Genomic DNA, 22,249 nt, shown 5'->3' on the forward strand with positions numbered 1-22,249 from the left:
CACGCGGATTGGTAGCTCAGCTGGATAGAGTACTTGACTACGAATCAAGGGGTCGGGGGTTCGAATCCTCCCCAGTCCGCCAAATTATTCATCTTGTACTCACCACAAAACACCGCACATCTGGAAAAGGCAGGCCTATTCCCCAAGCGGGTACAGCTGGGCCCGAACCGCGTGGGTTGGGATAGCAACTGCAATGCAGTTCGCATGTGGGTGGTGCGGCCCGCCGGCGTCAACCCAGCAGTTTGCGTAAGGCGACCCTGTCCACTTTGGAATGATGGCGTTTATCAAGCGGAATGGCCGCGACATGCTGCACCTCGTTGATCCCGAATTCTGCGGCGCGTCCGCGCCATAGTTCAACTTGTTTGGCGTCGCCTGCAACCACCAATACAGGCAATTCATCCCGTTCCATCAAGGCCACCCGCGAGACACCTGGCCACATTCGTGCGGCAGTCTCAATCGCGAAGGGGTGTTGTACGCCGCGCTCAGTCCTCACCTCATCTCCGACGCGCCCCAACAACCACAGCCGCCCCTGATCGTCCAGATGCCCCGCATCGCCGGTCCGATGCCAGATTGCATCCCCGTCGCGCACCTTGGTTTCTCTATCACGGGCGGGATCAAGATAGCCAGTGTTTACATGATCGCCGGCCACCTGAATTTCCCCCTCTACAATCCGTAAACGGACGGCATCAACAGGGTGCCCGGCAAACAAACCATAGCCTTGCACGGTGGTGTGGGCGTGGGCAATCGGCTCTGCCTCGGTCGAGCCATAGACAGTGGTGACTTCAAGCTCAGGGGTGATGTCTTTCAGGCGTTGCACAACATCCGGGAACACCGGACCGCCGCCGGTGAGAATGTGATGAAGCGTGCCGGTATCCTGAGCCGCAACCACTTTTTCGCAAAGCGCAGGCGGCAGTAAGGCCCGCGTGCATCCATGCGTCTTTATCCAATGGACAACCGCGCTTGCATCAAGACTGCTCAGTTTGGACATTTTCCAACTGGGCAGCACGGATGTGCGCCCTTCAGCCAGATTGATCAAGACAAAGACCGGGAAGGTCACCAGATCAATTTCCGCTGCCTCGCTTTGCAGCAATGGCGCGACCGCTTTCCATTGCGCCATCAAAAACGCATGGCTGCGCGGGATGGCTTTGGGGGTTCCAGTGGTGCCAGAGGTGAATGAGATCAGGGCAGTGCTGTCGGGGTCTACATCCTGTTTAGGATAGGCGACGGTGTTTTGCTGTCCAGGGGTCAGCAGTTTGGCACCCCACAGCCCCGGCACCATCAGCTTGATCCATCGGTAGGGTCCGGCCGCACAAAAGAACCGGGGATCTGTCGCTTTGATCGCAGTCTTGATCCCTGCCAGACCCATGGCCGGTTCAGGCAAAACGGCAGTCGCGCCCAGCGACCAAAGTGCAGCCAGCGATGCATAAAGGTCGGCCCCGATCCCCATTGCGATCAGGACCCGATCACCGGGGCGCACACCTTTGGCGGACCACGCTACGGCATAGCGATCAGCCAACTCTTTTACTTCGGAAAACCCATAAGCGGTGCCGTCACCATCGATCAAGGCGGTACGGTCATGGTAATCCGCCGCAGCCTGCGCAAATGCCGCCGTCAGTGTTGTCACAGGGCTCGCCCCATCAGCGCGTAGCGGCGAAACACATCAGCGCCATTCAACCCCGACCGGATGGCTGACAGATTGTCGTCATGCATCAGCGCATGAATAACAGTTTCAAACCCCATTGCCTTGGCATTCACATAGAACTGATAAGACAGCCAATGCCCGGCACCCTTTTGCGCGGATGCATAGGTTTTCAGGATCACGGAACGCGGTTCTGGCCCTTCGGCATAGTTTGGAATGCCAAACAGAAAGCCGACCAATGCGCCCGTGCTGTCGCGCGCAAAAAGGATAAGCTCTTGTTTCAAAAGGGGTACGACGGGCTGATACATCGCAAGGAAGTCGGTCAGATCAATATGCTTATAGAACGGGTTATGCGCAAAAGCCGCGCAGGACAGATCATAGACTTGGGTAAAAAGCGCATCCGGATCGGTACCGTCCCAAGGCTCAATCGTGAAAACATCGGTGTCTTTAGGTTTAGGGCCGGGCAAGGCAGACAGCGGGGCAGAGGCTGAAAAATAGGACGATATGACGTCGAAGCCTGATGTTTTGAACGCGGCCTCATCGTGATCGGCACTGCTGGGTTCCATCAGGAAAGGGGGCTGATCGCCACGCGCCGAGATAAGGCGATAGGCGTGCCATGTATCACCCTCCATCGGGCCAATCAGGGCAGTGGCACCTTTGGATTTGGCAAGCGCTACGGCCTCTGCCAAAAGGCGGGCGCCTGCGGTGGCAGATGTGAACTTGCACTTGCCGACGGTCGCGACCTTTGGATGATCATCCCATGCCGGGCCATCCATCCAGATGGTCACCTGCCCGTCGTCTGTCTTGAGTGTCTCGATACTCATGCGCCTATCACCTTCATCCCATATCCCAACCCCGGCACAAGCAACGCCAGACCCGTCAGCTTTGCCGCGCGGTGAGTGTCAAACAGCACAGGTTGTAATGACACCGCGATAACCATCAGCACGATCACCAACGCGCCAACGGCTGTCATATCACCCGGCCACCGCACGAAAGCAGGGTTGTACAGCATCAGAACACTGTAAAGGCCGAACAGCCCCGTCCCCACTACCAGCGCCGCCCCGGCCCGGACCCAGATCGCAGACCGGCCCAAACCGGCGGCTATAAGGCCAACACACAGGCCAACTGACATCAGCCCGTAATACATCAGGGCATTGGCCCCCACGACAGACCCAACAATTAACCACCCAAAGCTGGACAGCGCGACAACCGCCACAATATCAAGCGCAGGATAATCCCCCTTGCAAGGGTTCAGACGGTGCGCGATGGCGTGCATCACGAAAACCAGCAGCGGCAGCACAGTGTTTTGAAAGGCGGTCACGGAGATCAGCAAGAAGGTTGCAATGACATAGACACGTGCCGCATGTGTCGTGATCCCGAATTGCGGGGCAACGCGCAGGAATAACACCAACGCGACCATGAAAATGCCCATGAAAAGAAAAAGCTCCTGCCAGGAACTGTCCAAATGGGTCGCCAGAAAGATCAGCAACCCTGTAGGCAAAAAGAAATTGTCGAAACCACGCCAACTATCCGCCTCGACCAGCGTACCAAAGGCGGCGACCATTACGGCCAGCAGGATGACGTTGGGCCGGGACACGTCGGACAACAAAAGCAGACACACCATGGCGATCACCAGTGTGATCATGAAAAACGCGGTCGATCCTTCGATTGATTTTTGGCCATCTTCAATCGTAAAGAATTTGCGGCCATAGCGACTGCCCGTCAGGGCGGCGGCGGCATCTGCCAAGGTCAATGTCGCGATGGGCAGAATATACAGGATGGCCTGGCCATCCGAGAGTAAAAACACCGTCCCAACAGCCAACGCCAACAGCAGATCACCATAAGACTGGCGTTCAACCCCATGCAGGGTTTCACCGATACCGCCTTTGGCAAAGGCAGGTAAACGCAGGATTGCCATGACGATCAATGTCAGCCCAACCAGCATGTAGACAGGCCAGTCATCGGTGAACAGCCAAGGCAGGCTGAGCGCGTAAAGCCCGGTCCCGATATGCACCAGCTTGCGTTGTACCTCAGCAGAGATATCACGCGCCGCAGCAAGGCGTTTGACGACTGCCATCAGCCCAAGCAAGACCGCCACAGATACAAAGGCGATGGCGATTTGCACTGGCGCACTCACCCTTTGACGGCCTCAATCACAAAATCGGAATAGAAAAAGGCTTTGTCTTCGGCTTTCAGCCGATCCTCTTGCGCGGTCAGCGTGGTCATCTGTTCGGCAAAGCCGAGCGGGACGCGGCGGGGCGCCATCATGTTCCAATACACCATACGGGCCTTTGGGTGCGCCGCACTCAGAATTTGGCCGTAGACTTGGGCGAAAACATCGGGCGACATATACTCGAAAATATCCGACAGATTAAAACCATCAGCCTTGTCGCCATCATCGATAAACGCCTCAAGCGCGCCTTGGCGAATATCCAGCCGGTCAAGCCTGTCGCGGATTGTTTCATAGTGTTCAGCGCGCCATGGCATCGGAAGCGCGTCTCCATGCGTGCCTTTCATGATCCAGTGCAGATAGGGGTTCTGCGCCGGGTCACAGTCAACAGCTGCATGTTTGATCCGGCGGGCAACATGTTGCGCAACGGACCCTTCCACATGATCAAAAAAGGCCTTGTCCCGCCCCATGCGCCCCATCATGAAACGCGAGAAAAAGACATTAAGCAGAAGCCGCCAGCGCCATGTGTTAAAGCGCTGATCAAGAAAGTCTTGCCGCGCGGCTTTGGGGCGGGACACGAAGATCGCATCGATGGTTTTCTTGGAATGCACAAGCGGCAGCAATTTGGTGCGAAAAATACGAAAGTAGCGTTCGAACTTGCCCACACCGCCAGCGCCGTAAGCGATGACATCATCGCGGCGGGCCTGCCAAAATTGGCTTGTTTCAGCGTCAAGCTCTGCAATAGCACGCGCGAGCAATACGCCGCGTTGGGTGCTGGGGCGCGATCCCATCAGTTCAAGAAATTCCGGATGTGATAACGCACGGTAGGCACCAATACGTAGGTGCAGACAAGCAATTTGCGCAGGTGACAGATCAACGACGACAACACGCGCAGGGTCAAGCGTCAGCATCGCCAAAGCGTTGTCACCCGCAGAACAGATCGACACCAGCGTTTTACCCGGCTCTTGGGGAAGTGCACCGCATAAGACGTCCGCGTCTTCCCACAATTGCGCATAGCGGATGTGGTCAAAATTTGCCTTTGCGGCAATCTCAGAGCTTTGCGTCATGTCTTTCGGACCACTCCTATTGCACCATCCACATGCAGCACATCGCCATCTTCGACCCATTGCGTCGCCCCCTTCAAGCCGACAACGCAGGGAATACCCAATTCGCGCGCGACAATGGCAGAGTGTGACAGCAACGACCCACGTTCGACCACAATGGCGCTTGCGTTGGAAAACACCGCGATCCAGCCGGGGTCCGTGTGTCGCGCGACAAGAATATCTCCTGGGGCCAGGCTTTCAGTTTTCGGGTCGCGAATAACACAGGCCTTGGCCGTGACCTGCCCAGCCGAACAGCCTGTTGCGCTGCGGGTGTCACCGGTCTCCGCCATATCCACGGTGGCGTGGGTTGTCGTGGCAGGCAGGATTGCGGGGCCACGGACCTCGATCCGTTCGGGGGGGTCTACACGGCTGGCGGATGCTTCATCTTCGGCTTGGCGCTGCGCAATCAACCCGCGCAGGTTTGGCGACAGACCAAACCCTTCAATAGCGCCCATGACCTCAGGTACGGTCAGGTGAAACACATCGCGTGGCCGGTCCATCAGGTCCCGCGCTGCGAATTCACGACCCATGGATAGAAAAACCTGCCGGGCACGCCCAAACAGACGGGTGCGTTCAAAGCGCAGGTTTTCACGGTCACGGACCCGCGCCTTGGCCCATGTGACGATCCACTTCGCCACGCGCGCCTTGATCAGTTTTCCTTGAAAAATCGTTGGCCAATCGGGTTCTGAAGCAGCCATATGTTCAGCCGGCGGGCGCCCTGCACTTGCCGCAATCGCAGCAAGGAGCTGCGTCGGATCCTCTGTCAAAGGAATGGATTCCAGTTTCAGCTCTTCGGTGCAACGGTCCCCGAATTTGGCAAGATAGCTGGATAACTCATCTTTCAGGGCAGGGTGCGTGCCGATCTGGTCTTGCGGAATATCAAGTTCTGCTACAATCCGACCCATTTTTGCGATGCGATGCGCGGGTTCGGCAGACACGATATCGCCCTGCCCGATCATGACATCGTTGTGCAACAACAGACCATCATCACCCAGCCATTTTTGCAGCAAATTGCGCGATGCCCCAAAAGCAATCATGCAAAGAAAGTCATTAACCAGTGGTGCATCCCAGCGTTCCAACAAGGTGCTCTCGATACGGCGGTATTCGGCCGCAAGTGCAGTCGGACCCGCTGTCTGCAGGTCAAGGTCGCTCTTCAATGCCGCATTCAAACGGGCGTAAAAATTGCGCCGGGTCCGGGGCAGGCGCAATGTCTCGAAAATCAACCGTGCCGTGACACCAGCAAGTCTGCCGTATTCTGTTACTTTCGCAAACCCTTTGGCGGGCGGCGGGCCAATGGTGTCTGTGACCTCGGCTGGCATGGGTGTATCAACACCCATCATGGTTTCCATATGGGCCCTGTTCAGCGAAAAGCCGGGCAGCAAGGCAAGTGCGCGATACCAATTGACCAGATTATAATAAACGCGCCCATCCACACGGCCCAGCATATTGCCGAAAACCGCAGAGTTGTCAGCAATCGTTGCCTCTTTACCCCCCAAGAGCCGGACAAAGGATTGGTAAACACGGTCATAGACATGCACCGCAAAACTATAGGTCAATGGCGATACCATGCCCGGATAGCTTTCGACGATATTGGAGTTGTCGAAAATCGTCAGTGCGGTGTCAGGCGCGGGCAGCGCCTTGAGCGCTGTTGTGATCGGACGTGCTTGCAGGATGTGCAGGCCATCCGCATCAATCGCCCACTCAATATCCTGCGGGCTGCCAAAGACCGCTTCGGCCTTGCGCGCCAGTGCGGCAATGCCTTGCACCTCGGCATCCGACAAAATCGGATCATCCGGGGCCGTCACCGTGTCCGCCACCAGCCAGCTTTGGCCATCCACTTCACCGCTGACCAGCGCATCACCCAGACCTGCGACTGCGGAAATAACGACACAATCACGCCGCCCGCTGACCGGGTCCGCGCTGAAGGCCACGCCAGAGACGCGCGCATCAATCATTTGTTGGACGACGATGGCAGGGGCCGCCGCGTCACCACCGGATTTAACCGCACGGTAGGTGGTGACAGTTTCGCCAAAGCCTGACACCCAGACTTTGCCCGCAGCATCAACAACATCGGCGGCTTTGACGTTCAGGAATGTGTCAAACTGACCTGCATGGCTGTGGTCCACCCCATCTTCGGCATGGCCAGAAGACCGTACTGCATAGGGGCCGGGACCGATAGATTTCAGTGCTTTCGCCACAGCGGTCTTGAGTCCGCATCGCGGTTTGCCGTCCATAAACGTATCTGCCGGGATCACAAATGAGGCCGGTGGGTTGAACCCATGTTCCGCCAGCCGCGCAAGCGATGCACCTTTGCCCCCCGCTTGGGCCGGGTCGGTGTTGGCGAACAGGATCATGGCAAACCTCCTAGGGCAAGCGGAAGGAAACCAGCGGTGGCGTAGCAGCCAAAGACCCACAGCCCTGCGACGGTATCCATCTGTTTTTCAGCCTTTGGGGTCGGTGTGGCGGCATAATGGCGGGCCATAAAGATGCAGCATGCAAAGCCTGCGCACGCAAGCAACGCAAAGGCCAGTGCAAAGCCTGTCGCGATGCCAACACCGATCAGCAGCAGGGCTGATATGCCGACAAAAATCAACCAGATATCGGCTGCGCGTTTCGACCCCCAAAGGCCGGAGTATGTGTCAACGCCCGCCCGCTCATTCTCGGGCGCCCAAAGCTTGCGTCCGATTTCAAGGACACAACCGTTCGAGAATGACAAGGCGATAAACAACCAAAGCGCAGGCGCTGCGGACCCGTGAGGCAACCATTCGATCCCTGTCAGCAACAAGTCAATCAGCGGCATGATCGCCATGTGGGACAGCAAATAGACGACGGGTCGCGCCTTGAGCCATGCTGGCACACCAAACTCAAACGTCATTGCAGTCAGCCAAGCCCATGTGAGCAACAAAAGCCAGATCAGCCCAGCGCCATGGATCAAAGCAAGGACGATACCCAACGGGATCGTTGCGACACCAAGTGACACGATCAGACGGAGCGTAACCAACCCCCGTGGGATCGGGCGTTCGGGGCGGTATTTCGCATCGTCTTCACCGTCTTTCACCTCATCCGCGACGCGCAGCTGGAAAAACAGGATGAAGACAAGGAAAAAGCCGATGAGGTAGGCAGAAAAACCGGGCAGCGGGCGACCGGCCAAGACTGCCGATAGCGTGATGGAGGCCGCCGAAAAACACGCCAGAAGAGGCACGGTTTTTGCCAGCGGGAACCGTTCCGCCTGATACACCCAAAGACGCTCCGCGAGGGTCATCTGAAGCGTGCCAGATTTTCATGAGCGCGCGTAAAATCCCCCGCCGCAATGGCCGCAACGATGGATATTTCGCCGCATAAGCACAATGCAGCCGTCACCTCGGCCAGGGCAGCACCCTTCCCGGCCCCTTTGAGCCCCAGAATATTCAGCCCCGCACTCTGGCTTGCCAGACCGGTGCCACCACCCACTGATCCGACAAGGATATTGGGCATTGTGACGGAACAGAACAGATCGTCGCCTCGTGCCTCCATCCGGGTGAAACCCATGGCACTTTCGGCAACGCAGGCCGCGTCCTGACCGGTGGCGATGTAAAGAGCCGCAAGCGCGTTGGCGTAATGCGCCTGTGCACCCATCTGACCCGATAGTTTTGCGCCCAGATCGGCAATGCGCCCATAGGCAAGCATATCGTGCGCCGTCGTTCCAAGGGTCTTTGAAATGACCTGCGCAGGCAGCACAACAGAGGCGCTGACCTTGCGCCCGCGTCCTGTCATCAGGCCCAGCGCAGAGGCTTTTTTGTCACCAGAGAAATTCCCTTCGATATACCAGCGATTAATAGGCACAGTGCAATCTGCGGCAATCTTTTCACAAAGCGCATGGGTGGCAATCGTCACCATGTTCTGTCCCGATGCGTCACCCGTGGTGTAACGGCAAATCAGGAATACGACGTCGTTGTCGATGACAGGTTCAACGGATGTCAGTTTCCCATGTCGCGTCGTACTTTCGGCAGCACCGCGCAAAGCGGTAATATTTTCGGCGATCCATTCAACAAACAGCCCCGCGTTCAGAATGTTGTCAAAAGTGAAAGCAGGCGTGCGGATGACACCTTCGTATAGCACCGCTGTACTGATCCCCCCCGCCCTGGACGCAGCAAAGGCACCACGCCCGTAAGAGGCCACAAGGGCAGCCTCGGTCGTGGCAAGGGGGACATGATAGTCACCGGCGGCATTGATCCCATTCACGCGCAACGGGCCAATCACCCCTACGGGAACTTTGACCGTACCGATGTAGTTTTCGATATTACCGGAATAATCCGCGGCCGCCGCAAGGCTTACCGGATCCGCGATCTGGTCACGGTCCGCCACAGAGGCAGGACCAATCAGGCGGTCCCAATAACGCAGCACCGTTGTTTCAGTCGCTTGGCGTACCGGGCGCAGGGTGCGAAAGGGTGCGTTACCCGCCGCCATCTGCGCACGTAACTTCTCTGGCGTGAATTTTTCACGCATCCGCTTTAGCATCGCTTGGACATGGGTAGGAATGGTCACGAAGCTGCTCCGATAAATTGTGCTGTCATTACCAACCGCCAAATAGGTATCGTACATGACCCGGTCATGGCGTTTTTGAGGCGGGCTGACGAGGGCAAAGCGTTACCGGCAAGCCGTTTGTCGGGATCGGTGTGGGAATATCGCGCCACTTTGGCAGATCCTGCACATCCATCTCGATGCGGTATCGCTGCAGGAACTGCGCCATAAAGGCTTTCACCTGAATGGATGAAAAATGCAGCCCGATGCATTTATGCGCACCACCACCAAAGGGGGACCATGCAAAGCGATGCTTGCGGTCTTCGGCCCGGTCGGGGGTAAAACGATCCGGATCAAAACGGTCGGGGTCCGGGAAAATCTCGGGCGTCATCATCACGGGACCGGGACAAATCACAACATTCGTCCCGCGCGGCAGGCGGTGGCCATGCCACTCCGTATCTGCCATCACCGCGCGGGCGGTAAAGGCCGAGGGCGCAAAGCGTCGTAGCGCTTCGCGGTACACGCGGTCGGTCAGGTCCAGTTGGTCAAGGTCATCATACTGCACAGGCCCGTCACCGAGGCGAGCAATTTCAGCATATACACGGTCTTGCATGGCTTGGTCCTGGGCCAGCGCCCAGATCATCGCCGTCAGGGCACCTGTGACGGCGTCATGAGCCGCAACCAGCAAGAAATTGAAGTGATCGACAATGTCCTGATCCGACCATCCATGCCCGTCTTCGTCCTGAGCAATGCAAAGCTGCGAAAAGAAATCGTCGCCGCCCGTCGTTTTGCGGGAGGCAATCAGCCGCTTGAAGTCATTAGATAATGCAGCACGCGCTGCAACACCGCGGCCCATCTTGGTCAGAGGCAGTGGTTTGCGGATCAACGCGCTGGTCGCGGCGACTTCGCGAATAAACGCGGCGTTGATACGGGCGACCTCTGCTGCATCCGTCACACCCATGAACACATGCGCGCCCAAACGAAGCGTGAGTTCCTTGATACTGGGGGCAAATTTGATCTTTGTGCCCGTCGGCCAATCATCCAGCAAGCGGGCGATTTCGCCATTCATCAGATCAAGGTAATTCCTGAGAACAGGCGCGCGAAACGCAGCTTGCATCACACGGCGATGCGCGCGGTGGTCAAGGTCATCACGGTGCAGCAGCCCGCCCGAAAACAAAGGAGCAAACGCCCGCAGCCCATTTTGCGCAGAAAAAATATTCTCTCGGTTCAGATAGACATGTTCTAACGCGTCAGGCCCGGCAAGAACGGCCCATGTTTCGCCGAAAACGGTCATACGGAACACATCCCCAAAGCGGGTGATCTGATCGAAATAGGTGCCGTAAGGGTTCAAACCAAAGCTGATGGTTTTGCCCAAGAAAGGGATCGTGCGCGGCCCTGGTATATGCCCCAAATACGGGCGTTCAAGCCCCGCGATAGGCGCGATTGTCGTTGCGAGCACGGTCACGATGGCACTTCCCTTCCAAGCTCAAAACTTAGCAAGGAATTGAACGTCGTTCAATGTAGGGTTTTCCATACCGCGTAATCTGTTGCGCATGAAGCGCAACAGATTACGTCCAACGTGAATGCGCGATCAGCAACTCTGCACGGCGCGGCGTGTCAGAACACCGATCAAATGGGCGCGATAGGCAGCAGAGCCGTGAAGATCAGAAATCATGTCACCCGCATTAACCGCCAGCCCTTCAACTGCGCTGGCCGAAAAATCAGCGCTCAGGGCTTCTTCTGCGACGGACCAGCGGAAGACACCACCATTTGAAGCACCCGTCACCGCAACGCGTACGGCATCGCCAAATCTGGCCACAAAGACCCCGACAAGCGCGAACCGCGACGCAGGTTGGTCGAACTTTTGATAGTTTGCAGCGTCAGGGATGGGAAAGTTCACAGCCGTAATGATCTCACCCTCATCAAGTGCTGTTTCAAACAGATCCGTAAAGAAATCATCCGCCGCGATTTCACGCCTGTCTGTGATGATCGTCGCCCCTGATCCAAGCGCCCCCGCCGGATAGCAGGCCGCGGGGTCATTGTTGGCAATTGAACCGCCGATCGTCCCGCGATTGCGCACAGCCGGGTCACCGATATTGCCCGCCAAAGCGGCCAAAGCAGGATAGGCGGCACCTTCCTCTGCGACCTGTGCATGGGTGGTCGCCCCTCCAACGCGCAAGATACCAGAGGCGGCACTGACGCCGACCATTTCGGCCAAATCGCTCAGCTTGACCAGCACTTCGGGTGCCGCCAGCCGCTGTTTCATGGTCGGCAAAAGTGTCTGTCCGCCCCCCAATGCCTGCGCGCCATCGGCTTTCATCGCGCTTGCTGCATCCGCGACTGATGAGGGGATCACCAAATCAAAATCATACATGGTTTATATCCTTGTTCTGAAGCCAAAGGGCGGGGCGCACCCCAACCCTTGGCCAATCAAAAATCATTTGTTCATCGCCGCCCACACACGAGAGGGCGAAACAGGCATGTCGATATGATCGACATCGTGCCCCCCGCGCGCGAGCGCATCGACCACGGCATTTACAATTGTCGGAGGGGAGCCAATGGCACCAGCTTCACCACATCCCTTGGACCCAATCGGGTTATGGTTGCAGCGCGTCGCATGGCTATGATCAACCACAAAGCTCGGCAGATCATCGGCCCTTGGCATGGCGTAATCCATCAGAGACCCCGACAATAATTGGCCATTGTCGTCATAAACGCTGTTTTCCAAAAGCGCCTGACCAATACCCTGTGCCAGTCCGCCTTCGACCTGCCCCGTAACGATCATCGGGTTCACGACCACGCCAAAGTCGTCCAGCGCAACCATAGAACAAATGGTCACCTTGCCTGTTTCCGGATCGACCTCAACTTCGCTGGCATAAGCACCAGAGGGGTAGGTAAAATTGGCGGGGTCATAGAATGCCGTTTCTTCCAAACCCGGCTCAAGACCCTCAATCGGATACTCATGCGGGATGTAGGCTTTCAGCGCGACATCGCCAAATCCGACACTCTTGTTCGTGCCCGCAATGGAAAAGACGCCGTCGGAAAAATCGATGTTATCCGGTTCATCTTCCAGCATATGCGCCGCGATTGCGGTGGCCTTGACGATGATCTTTTCCGTGGCACGGAACACGGCTGATCCACAAACTGCAAGGCTGCGCGACCCATAGGTGCCCATGCCAAACGGAATTTTCGACGTATCCCCGTGGACGATATCTATCGTTTCAGGGTCCACGCCCAGCATATCGGCAACAATCTGCGGGAAAGCCGTTTCATGGCCCTGACCATGGCTATGCGCCCCAACCATGACCGAGATATTGCCGGTGGGGTTCACCCGCACGGTTGCTGCATCATAAAGGCCAACACGCGCACCAAGGATACCAACAAGGTTCGACGGCGCGATGCCGCAGGCCTCGATATAGGCGTTGATGCCAAGGCCACGCAGCTTGCCCTGCTTTGCACTTTCCGCACGGCGGGCTTCAAATCCGGCAAAGTCAGCGGTCTTTTCCAGACCATCCATCAGCGCATCATAATTGCCGCTGTCATATTCAAGGCCAGCAGCAGAGGCATAGGGGTATTGGTCCTTCTTGATAAAGTTTTTGCGCCGGATCTCGACCGGGTCCATGCCCAGTTCACGGGCGCATTTGTCGATCACACGTTCAAGCGAATAGGTCGCTTCGGGGCGACCGGCACCACGATAGGCATCAACGGGGGCCGTGTTGGTGAACACCGCTTTGACGTTCACATAGACATTGGGAACGGTGTAGTTCCCGGCCATCAATGTGCCGTGCAGGAAAGTGGGGGTCGCCGTCGAAAAATTCGACAGATAGGCCCCGACATTCGCCATGGTTTCAGTCCGGAAGGCAATGAACGTCCCGTCCTTTTCGCAGGCCAGTTCAATCTTGGTGACGTGATCGCGCCCATGCGCATCTGACAGGAAAGCTTCGGTGCGGGTTGCGGTCCATTTCACGGGACGTCCCAGTTTCTTGGCCGCAGCCAGAACCAAGGCTTCTTCGCCGTAGTGATAAATCTTGGACCCAAAGCCACCACCCACATCAGGGGCCAGCACCGTCAGCTTGTTTTCAGGAATGCCAAGCACAAATGCCGAAATCAGCAGGCGCGACAAATGCGGGTTCTGCGACGTCGTGGTCAGTTTATAATCACCAGTGCCGGGATCGTATTCGCCGATCGAACAACGCGGTTCCAGCGCATTGGGCACCAGCCGGTTGTTGATCAATTCCAAGGTCGTTACATGCGGCGCCTTCTTGATCGCCTCATCCGTGGCCGCACGGTTATCTTCGATCCAACCCCAGTCAAAACAGGTGTTGGTTCCGATCTCGTCATGGACAAGCGTACCAGAATTCGCGACAGCCGAGGCCATATCAACCACGGCATCAAGCTCCTCAATATCCGCTTCAATCGCTTCCACCGCATCCATCGCTTCCTCAAGCGTGTCGGCAATGACGGCAGCATAGGCATCACCCACATGGCGCACTTTGCCGTGGGCCAATACGGGCCGCTTGGGTTCTTTCATCGGCTCTCCGTCACGGCTGACGATGGCCCAACCAGCGGGATTGCCGCCCACTTCGACAAAATCTTCGCCCGTGAATATGGCCAAGACACCGGGCATTGCGGCGGCAGCACTTGTATCAATGCTTTTGATCTTGCCATTCGCAACCTGACTGCGGGCAAAAGCACAATAAGACGTATTCTGTGGCGTGAAATCGTCAGTATACTTTCCGCGACCCGTCAGAAACCGCGTGTCTTCTCTGCGTTTGGTTGGTGCACCAATTCCTCCATCTGGCATGTGGTATCCTCCCTATTCAGCGGCAATCGCGGGGACGGCTTGTCCGCTCGCGGCCATGATTGCGTTTACGATGCCCTGATATCCGGTACATCGGCAGATATTGCCCTCAAGATAATCGCGAATCTCGGCCTCATTGGGCTTGGGGTTATCTTTGAGCAGTGCAGCCGCACTCATCACCATGCCCGGTGTGCAAAAGCCGCACTGCAATCCATGATGATCCTTGAAGGCCTGCTGGATCACATTCAACGAACCGTCCGGGGCCGCCTGTCCTTCGATGGTATCAATCGTGGCCCCGTCCAGTTCGACGGCAAAGACCGCGCAGGATTTCACAGCTTTGCCGTTCACATGCACGACACAAGCGCCGCATTGGCTGGTGTCACAGCCAATATGCGTCCCAGTCAGGTGCAGTTTTTCGCGCAGGGCGGTGGACAACAGAGTGCGGTTTTCCACCTCTGTCGACCGGGCGCGTCCGTTGATGTTCATGGTGACCTTTGGCATCTTTTCCTCCCTAGAAATGATCAAGGATCAGGGCGTGTCATACTGACAACAAGCCTCTAATCGGTGCTTTATGTATATTTTGCTGTGCGGTTCATTTCATTGCGGCCCTCCCAAACCAACAATGCCTCCCGAGGCGAACAGACCAGCAATTCTAGCTGCATCTGGAAAGTGGTCGTCTTGTCACACCAGCACAAAAGTGTCGCACATCTGAGACAAGCTGCGGCTCATTCACTCAAACGCAGCCGTTTCATGCGCCGATACAAAGTCGCGCGCGACACATCCAGATCACGGGCAGCAACGCTGACGTTATTGTTGGCCCGCACCAGTGCACGCACGACCGCGGCGCGTTCGGCCTTTTCAAAACCGACAGGGCCATCCCCACGTCCGAACAGATCACTGGCTGGCATTGCCGCAAATGCACCCTGCGTTTCCAGCCCATAGGCCTTGCGCGCGCCACGGGTTGCACCAATGACCACGTCGTCATGATCCACGGCCAGCAACATAGCGCAGGATGTGTCATCATGGTCAGCCACAACGATGCGCGAGCCAGCAAAGTTCGCGCGGAAATTATCGGCCTCTACCATACGGGCCATCTGCGACACCATTTCAGCGATAAGCCCGTTGATGGTCTGCGTTTGATCCGCACGGGCAGAGGACACGTCGAGGGCTGCAATCAACTGCCCGTCGGCACCAAAGATAGGCGCATCAATACAGCTCATCGCGGTGTTGCGAGCCATGAAATGCTCATTGCGGTGGATCGTCACCGGACGTTCTTCGGTGATGCAGGTGCCAATGCCGTTGGTGCCTTCTGCCGCCTCGCTCCAAACCGCACCAAGGCCTAATCCCCAGCCTTCGAAAACTGTCTGGTCAGCGTCCGAAAAGCGGTGATCGACAATGACACCTTCATCGTCAGTCAACACGACGCCACAACCCGAACTCCCCAGCAGTTCAAACAGACGATCCAGTTTTGGTGCCGCGATTTCCATGACACGGCCCAATGCGTCCCGACGCTCGGCGATGTCGCGACCCGTCAGACAGTCCTGTGGGGCCTTTTGGGATGGGTCAAGCCCATGCGCCAGCATGGAACGTCGCCAAGAGGCCGCCAACCGTGACCGTGCCGCGGCTGACTTTGATTGCACTGATGCCATAACAGCATCAACATGGGTCGTAGGTAACGTGGCCAAATGCTGCATTCCCCCCACACCATTCATCCGTAAAAAGAAACAAGAGTCAAATCCGGCGACGGCCAAACAAAGCCGCACTCTACCCAGCTTGTTCAGCCATGCGTTCTGCACGCTCACGGCGCATCACCGCCCGCTTGGTCGATAGCGACGCCATGATCGTTCCAATTGTCACCAACCCAATCAGAATCGTCGAAAGCGCATTGATTTCGGGACTGACGCCCAGCCGGATGGAACTGAACACCTTGATCGGCAGCGTGGTGGCCGATGGGCCCGCAACGAAGGATGCGATTACAAGATCGTCCAGTGACAGCGTGAGGGCCAACAACCAGCCAGAGATCACCGCAGGCGCGATAATCGGCAGCGTAACCAGACGAAACGCCTCAAAGGGGGTGCAGCCAAGGTCAAGTGCTGCTTCCTCGACGGATCGATCAAAGCTGACCAAACGCGAACTGACCACAACCGAGACATAACACATCGAAAATGTCGCATGCGCGAGGATGATAGTGAACAAACCACGGTCCAGCCCAATCGAGATAAAAAGCAATAGCAGCGACAACCCTGTGATGACTTCGGGCATCACCAGCGGCGCATAGATCATCCCCGAAAACAGCGTCCGCCCATAAAACCGCCCGCCCCGCACCAGCACATAGGCCCCCATCGTGCCAAGGATTGTGGCAATGATGGATGAAAAGAAACCCACTTTGAACGTCACCCAAGCGGCATCCAAGAACGCTTCGTTTTGTAACAGCTCCCCATACCATTTGGTGGAAAACCCACCCCAGACGGTCACCAACCGGCTTTCGTTGAAGCTGTAGATGATCACCACGATCATCGGGATGTAGAGAAACGCAAAACCCAGCGTAAGCGAGGTCGCGTTGAACCATGTCAGCCGCCTCATGTCTCGGCCTCCATCATCTTCTGCTCGTTACGCTGATAAAGAACGATAGGGATGATCAGGATCAGTAACAGAATGACGGCAACCGCACTGGCGACCGGCCAGTCACGGTTGTTGTAGAACTCTTCAAACAGCGTCTTGCCGATCATCAGCGTGTCTGATCCACCCAGCAAGGAAGGGATCACAAACTCGCCCAGCGCCGGGATGAAGACAAGGAAACAGCCCGCGATGATGCCCGCTTTGGACAGTGGCACGGTAATGCGCCAGAACGCCTCTGTCCGCGAACAGCCTAAATCCTCTGCCGCTTCCAGCAGCGACCCGTCCAGTTTGATCAGCGTGGCGTAGATTGGTAGGATCATGAACGGGCAATAGGTGTAAACGATGCCGATGTAGACGGCGACATTGGTGTTCAGGATCGTCAGCGGTTCACCGATCAGACCCAGCCACATCAGGAACTGGTTCAACATCCCTTCCTGGCTCAGGATACCGATCAGCGAATACACCCGGATCAGAAAGCTGGTCCAGAACGGCAGGATCACCAGCAGCATCAATGTCGGCTGCCACTCCTTGGGCGCGTTCGCCATGCCGTAGGCGATAGGAAACCCGATCAGCAGGCATATGAAGGTCGAGATAAAGGCGATCTGGACGCTGGACAGATAGCTTTTCCAATAAAGGTCATCGGTCGCCAGAAACTCGAAGTTCTCAAAATCAAGCTGCGAAAGGAAATCGCGAAAGCCCGCCCAGCCTTCAGACAATTCCAGCGTCGGCGTATAGGGCGGGATCGACAGCGCGATGTCTGACAGCGAAATCTTAAAGACGATCAGGAAGGGGATCAGAAACAGCCCCAGCAGCCAGAAATAGGGCACCGCGATAAGAGAGAAACGACGCAGGTTCATCAGCGCTCCAACACGATACCGGCTGTATCAGTCCACGACAGCCAGACCTCATCTTCCCATGTAAACGGGCGGCTGGCACGACGGCGTGAATTGGCGGTCTGCGCCTTGATCACGATGCCACTTGGCAGTTGCACGTGATAGGTCGACAGGTTGCCAAGATAGGCGATATCCAGAACCTTGCCCTGCACAACATTGTTACGATCCGCCGGTCTCTCTGCCGAAATTGCAACCTTCTCTGGGCGGATTGCAAAGCTGACGTTGCCATCATCCATTGGCTTTGAGGGTGTACCGATAATCGGCGGCTGCCCTTCGGCCCAGCTGATCGCCATCGTATCACCCTGCGCTTTGCCGTGACCTTCGATGATGTTCACATCGCCGATGAAGTCAGCCACATAGGTGCTGTTGGGTGCCTCATAGATCCGGTCAGGAGTATCAACCTGTTTCAGCTTACCATGGTCCATCACCGCGACGCGGGATGCGACTGTCATCGCCTCTTCCTGATCATGGGTTACGACGACAAAGGTCGTTCCGGTCTTCTCCTGAATATCCATCAGTTCAAACTGCGTGTCCTGGCGCAGCTTCTTATCCAGCGCCGACAGCGGCTCATCCAGCAGCAACAACTTCGGCGCTTTCGCCAAAGCGCGGGCCAAGGCCACGCGTTGGCGCTGACCACCCGAAATCTGCTCGGGCTTGCGCTGGCCAAACTTTTCAATCTGCACAAGGCGCAGCATTTCCTTGACCCGCGCATCAATCTGGTCAGGGGGCAGCTTATCGCGCTTCAAGCCAAAAGCGATGTTGTCATACACCGTCAAATGCGGAAACAACGCATAGGACTGGAACATCATGTTCACACTGCGCTTGTTGGGCGGAATAGGCGAGATATCCTGCCCATCCAGCATGATCGTGCCACTGGTGGGCGTTTCAAAACCCGCCAGCATGCGCATCATCGTGGTCTTGCCACAGCCCGAAGGGCCAAGCAGGGCGAAGAATTCTTTTTCAAAGATATCAATACTTAGATTATCAACCGCAGTGAAATCGCCAAAGCGTTTGGTGACATTGCGAAACTGGATCAGTGGGTTTGCGGCAGGATCATTCCAAGGCTCAAACACGGTTTCGGGCATAGATATCGGGGCCTTTGATCTGCGCGAATAGATTGCCCCGACCGATAGCACGGCCGGGGCATCATCAGTTTAGGTGCCGGATTTCATACGTGTCCACATCCGCGTGACAAAACGCTGCGCGCGCGCATCATAGGGTGTGGCGGTGTAAAGTGTCTCAAGCGTGGCCTCATCAGGATAGATCGCGGTATCACCGATCACATCCTCAAGCAGGAACGGCTGGGACGCCTCGTTGCCGTTGGCGTAGTAGACATAGTTCGACGCCGCTGCCATGTTTTCGGCGTCCAAAATGAAATTCAGGAATGCATGTGCGCCTTCGGGATTTGGCGCATCGACAGGAATGGCCATCTGGTCAAACCACATCAGGGCCCCTTCGACAGGGGCGTTATATGCAATCTCGACCCCGTTGTCGGCTTCCCACGCGCGGTCACGTGACTGCAGGATGTCTCCGGACCAGCCAAAGGCCACGCAAATATCGCCATTGGCCAAAGCCGAAATATACTCAGAGCTATGGTACTTTTGAACGTAAGGACGAACAGCAGCAAGGATAGGTTCGGCCTTGGCAAGCGTCTCTTCGTCTTTTGCGTCAGGATCTTCGCCAATGTATTGCAAAGCGGCTGGTATGATTTCGGTCGGGGCATCAATAAAATGCACGCCGCAAGACGCCAGCTTTTCCATGTTCTCAGGATTGAACACCAACTCAAGCGAATTGATGGGCGCATCCTCACCCAAAATCTCGGTCACTTTATCAACGTTCACGCCGATGCCTGTGGTGCCCCACATGTAGTTGATCGAATAATTGCCACCGGGGTCATAGGTCTCGGTCCGCGCTTCGACCACGTCCCACAGGTTCCCGATATTGCTCAGTTGCGACTTATCAAGCTCTTGGAACGCGCCCGCTGCGATCTGGCGTTGCAGAAATGACGCCGAAGGTACGACGACATCATAACCTGACCCACCTGCAAGCAGCTTGGTTTCCAGCACTTCGTTGCTGTCGAAAACATCATAGATCAGCTCATACCCGGTTTCTTCCTCAAACTTGGTAAGCAGTTCTTCATCGATATAGTCGGACCAGTTATAGACCCGCACCTCTTCTGCCCACCCTGCTTGCGCGGCAAGCACAACCGCCGCAACAGCAGTGCAAGATTTCGTTCTGAGCATGTAAACCTCCGTTGGATTGTCCCGTAATCGCAGATAGCTTTGATGAAATTCTGGGCCTTTGCAATCATGTTGTTGGAATTTGATAGGTTTTGACAACTTAAGGGCTTTATGAAATCCATTGTGCCTCAGGGACGGGCGTTAGAATGAACCAATTGGTGACGAAAAAGCCGGAACACGAAAACATCTACCTTCAGGTGAAAGAGATGATTCTGTTTGGTGAGGTCGTGCCCGGGCAGCCCGTGACCATTCATGGGCTGGCCGATACGATCCGCACCGGCATCACCCCTGCGCGCGAAGCGATCAGGCGCCTGACCGCCGAAGGTGCGCTGGTGACCCGCGAGAACAGGCGCATCGAAGTGCCCGCGATGACGGAACACAGGTTGCAACAGATTGAACTGGTGCGTCTGACCGTCGAACCTGCTTTAGCGGAAGCGGCAGCGCAACATTGTAAAGTAAATGATATCGACGTTTTAGAACAGCTTGACGCGCAGGTCGATAAAGCCATTCAAGTGGGTGACGTGCGTGGATACCTTGAAGCGAATTACCGGTTCCACTTCCATCTCTATGGCCTTGCGGACGCCGAAATTTTGCGGCGGATCGCCGAAACACTTTGGTTGCGCATCGGGCCATCATTGCGTGTGGTTTGCGGTCGTTATGGCACAGCCAACCTGATCGACCATCACCGGGCGGCCACTCAAGCACTCCGCAACGGCGATGCCACTGCCACCAAGGACGCCATCGCGCAGGACATCCGCCAAGGGATGGAATTTGTGCGCCAGACAGCCGCCAGAGACGGCGCGCGCGCCAACGCCAATGACACCAATTGACTATTGCAAATATTTTGATCAAATTATTGCGAGCAAGCCCTAGAACGCCCGATTGCCCGCGCAGGAGCCACCCATGTCGTCATACGATAAAAGCAACTGGCAAGATCGTCTTTCAGACGAATTTATCACCTACGCCAAAGGCGAAAAAATCGACGGCGTCGAGTGTATCGTACCTGATCTGGTCGGCACGTCACGCGGCAAAACGATGCCTACTGTGAAATTCCAACCGGACGCAGAAATGGCGCTGCCAATCTCGCTCTTTTATCAGACGATTTCGGGCGAATACGTCGATATGGACATCGACAACCAATGGCTGGAAAAGGACATCGTTCTCAAACCCGATATGGCCACTGCCTGCGCGATCCCTTGGGCAGAAGACCCGTCGCTGCAAGTCATCTGTGATATGTTTAACCGCGACGGCACACCGCTTGCCATCGCCCCGCGCACCATTCTGCAAAACATCATGCAGGCCTATGCCGACAAGGGCTGGAAGCCGGTGATCGCGCCAGAGCTGGAATTCTATCTCACAACCCCCAACCTTGATCCCAATGACCCCATCGAAACACCCGTTGGCAGGACCGGGCGCAAGGTGCCCAGCCGTCAGGTTTATTCAATGGTGGCTGTGGATGAATATGGACCTGTCATAGACACCATCTATGATTACGCCGAACATCAGGGCCTTTCCATTGATACACTGATCCAAGAAGGCGGCGCGGGCCAGATCGAGATCAACCTGATGCATGGCGACCCCCTGCATCTGGCCGATCAGGTGTTCTATTTCAAACGGACGATCCGCGAGGCGGCGTTGAAGAACAACGTCTTTGCCACCTTCATGGCCAAACCCAAGCGAGATGAGCCGGGCAGCGCAATGCATGTGCATCAAAGCGTGGTCGATACCAAGACCGGGCAGAACATCTTTTCAAACGCTGATGGGTCAGAAACCGAGTTGTTCCGCTGGTTCATTGGCGGGTCGCAGAAATATCTGATGCAAATCGTTCCATTGCTGGCCCCTTACGTAAATTCCTACCGCCGCATCACCGTCGATGGGCAAAGCGCGCCCGCCAATCTGGAATGGGCGACAGACAACCGCACCACTGGCCTGCGGGTACCACATTCTGGCCCCGAAGGACGGCGGCTCGAAAACCGCGTGATCGGGATGGACTGTAACCCATACATCGCCATCGCGGCCTCATTGGCATGCGGCTATCTGGGTATGCTCAACAAGGTGGAACCGCGCGCCGAAGCAATGAAAGAGGTCTGGGAAGCCGAAATTGCTCTGCCCGCCAGCTTGCGCGAAGCGCTTGAGCTTTTTGCAGAGGCCGACGACATCCGCGCCCTTCTGGGTCAAGAATTCTGCCGCCTCTACGAACAAATCAAACAAGCCGAAAACGAAGAGTATCAGCGCGAAATCTCACCTTGGGAACGCCGCCACCTTCTTTTGAACGTCTGAGGTC

Annotated in this window: 18 protein-coding genes and 1 tRNA gene; 3 read left to right on the forward strand and 16 right to left on the reverse strand. The window is 56.4% G+C overall.

From position 1 onward, the window contains the following. Nucleotides 1–5 precede the first annotated feature (5 nt). A tRNA-Arg gene (locus BC777_RS09820) sits at nt 6–82 on the forward strand. A gap of 147 nt (nt 83–229) precedes the next feature. Here the strand turns inward: BC777_RS09820 and BC777_RS09830 are convergent. The 16 genes from BC777_RS09830 to BC777_RS09905 all read right to left on the reverse strand — a co-directional run bounded on the left by BC777_RS09830 (nt 230) and on the right by BC777_RS09905 (nt 19,968). Further along, nucleotides 230–1,624, reverse strand: a complete 1,395-nt coding sequence (locus BC777_RS09830; protein ID WP_100367872.1) for an AMP-binding protein — start codon at nt 1,622–1,624, stop codon at nt 230–232. After that, nucleotides 1,621–2,463 (reverse strand): hypothetical protein, encoded by an 843-nt coding sequence (locus tag BC777_RS09835; protein WP_100367873.1) that lies wholly within the window; start codon nt 2,461–2,463, stop codon nt 1,621–1,623. Before BC777_RS09835 ends, BC777_RS09830 begins: the two co-directional genes overlap by 4 nt. After that, complete coding sequence (locus tag BC777_RS09840; RefSeq protein WP_133122537.1) at nt 2,460–3,776, reverse strand: hypothetical protein; 1,317 nt, start codon at nt 3,774–3,776, stop codon at nt 2,460–2,462. The genes BC777_RS09835 and BC777_RS09840 overlap by 4 nt, the downstream gene beginning before the upstream one ends. Further along, nucleotides 3,773–4,876 carry a BtaA family protein gene (locus BC777_RS09845; RefSeq protein WP_100367875.1) on the reverse strand — a complete coding sequence of 368 codons (1,104 nt, stop codon included), beginning with the start codon at nt 4,874–4,876 and terminating at the stop codon, nt 3,773–3,775. Before BC777_RS09845 ends, BC777_RS09840 begins: the two co-directional genes overlap by 4 nt. Beyond that, complete coding sequence (locus BC777_RS09850) at nt 4,873–7,266, reverse strand: PEP/pyruvate-binding domain-containing protein (RefSeq protein ID WP_100367876.1); 2,394 nt, start codon at nt 7,264–7,266, stop codon at nt 4,873–4,875. Before BC777_RS09850 ends, BC777_RS09845 begins: the two co-directional genes overlap by 4 nt. After that, entirely contained in the window at nt 7,263–8,174 is a 912-nt protein-coding gene (locus tag BC777_RS09855) for a UbiA family prenyltransferase (protein WP_100367877.1), read from the reverse strand. Before BC777_RS09855 ends, BC777_RS09850 begins: the two co-directional genes overlap by 4 nt. Next, complete coding sequence (locus tag BC777_RS09860; RefSeq protein WP_245834235.1) at nt 8,171–9,493, reverse strand: hydroxymethylglutaryl-CoA reductase; 1,323 nt, start codon at nt 9,491–9,493, stop codon at nt 8,171–8,173. The genes BC777_RS09855 and BC777_RS09860 overlap by 4 nt, the downstream gene beginning before the upstream one ends. Nucleotides 9,494–9,500: 7 nt before the next feature. Continuing rightward, nucleotides 9,501–10,877 carry a cytochrome P450 gene (locus BC777_RS09865; RefSeq protein WP_168769120.1) on the reverse strand — a complete coding sequence of 459 codons (1,377 nt, stop codon included), beginning with the start codon at nt 10,875–10,877 and terminating at the stop codon, nt 9,501–9,503. 126 nt (nt 10,878–11,003) lie between these two features. Beyond that, on the reverse strand, nt 11,004–11,786 hold the full coding sequence (locus BC777_RS09870; RefSeq protein ID WP_100367879.1) for an FAD binding domain-containing protein: 783 nt from the start codon (nt 11,784–11,786) through the stop codon (nt 11,004–11,006). A 63-nt stretch (nt 11,787–11,849) separates the two neighbouring features. Continuing rightward, nucleotides 11,850–14,216 (reverse strand): xanthine dehydrogenase family protein molybdopterin-binding subunit, encoded by a 2,367-nt coding sequence (locus BC777_RS09875; protein ID WP_100367880.1) that lies wholly within the window; start codon nt 14,214–14,216, stop codon nt 11,850–11,852. Between the two features lie 12 nt (nt 14,217–14,228). After that, nucleotides 14,229–14,714 (reverse strand): (2Fe-2S)-binding protein, encoded by a 486-nt coding sequence (locus BC777_RS09880; protein WP_100367881.1) that lies wholly within the window; start codon nt 14,712–14,714, stop codon nt 14,229–14,231. 224 nt (nt 14,715–14,938) lie between these two features. Next, nucleotides 14,939–15,907: a GAF domain-containing protein gene (locus tag BC777_RS09885; RefSeq protein ID WP_245834238.1), complete on the reverse strand. Its 969-nt coding sequence runs from the start codon at nt 15,905–15,907 to the stop codon at nt 14,939–14,941. A 70-nt stretch (nt 15,908–15,977) separates the two neighbouring features. After that, nucleotides 15,978–16,796 carry an ABC transporter permease gene (locus tag BC777_RS09890; RefSeq protein WP_100367882.1) on the reverse strand — a complete coding sequence of 273 codons (819 nt, stop codon included), beginning with the start codon at nt 16,794–16,796 and terminating at the stop codon, nt 15,978–15,980. Then, the gene (locus tag BC777_RS09895) at nt 16,793–17,683 is read right to left on the reverse strand and encodes an ABC transporter permease subunit (RefSeq protein WP_100368096.1); all 891 of its coding nucleotides are present in this window, start codon (nt 17,681–17,683) and stop codon (nt 16,793–16,795) included. Before BC777_RS09895 ends, BC777_RS09890 begins: the two co-directional genes overlap by 4 nt. Nucleotides 17,684–17,688: 5 nt before the next feature. Then, the gene (locus BC777_RS09900; protein ID WP_100367883.1) at nt 17,689–18,810 is read right to left on the reverse strand and encodes an ABC transporter ATP-binding protein; all 1,122 of its coding nucleotides are present in this window, start codon (nt 18,808–18,810) and stop codon (nt 17,689–17,691) included. 69 nt (nt 18,811–18,879) lie between these two features. Continuing rightward, the gene (locus BC777_RS09905; RefSeq protein WP_100368097.1) at nt 18,880–19,968 is read right to left on the reverse strand and encodes a polyamine ABC transporter substrate-binding protein; all 1,089 of its coding nucleotides are present in this window, start codon (nt 19,966–19,968) and stop codon (nt 18,880–18,882) included. Between the two features lie 143 nt (nt 19,969–20,111). On the opposite strand from BC777_RS09905, the gene BC777_RS09910 reads away from it, so the two are divergent. After that, nucleotides 20,112–20,795 (forward strand): GntR family transcriptional regulator, encoded by a 684-nt coding sequence (locus BC777_RS09910; protein ID WP_100367884.1) that lies wholly within the window; start codon nt 20,112–20,114, stop codon nt 20,793–20,795. 73 nt (nt 20,796–20,868) lie between these two features. Continuing rightward, nucleotides 20,869–22,245, forward strand: coding sequence for a glutamine synthetase family protein (locus BC777_RS09915; protein ID WP_100367885.1), 1,377 nt, complete (start codon nt 20,869–20,871; stop codon nt 22,243–22,245). Nucleotides 22,246–22,249: the final 4 nt, after the last annotated feature.

Source organism: Yoonia maricola (genome assembly GCF_002797915.1).
In the GTDB taxonomy this organism is placed as follows: Bacteria; Pseudomonadota; Alphaproteobacteria; order Rhodobacterales; family Rhodobacteraceae; genus Yoonia; species Yoonia maricola.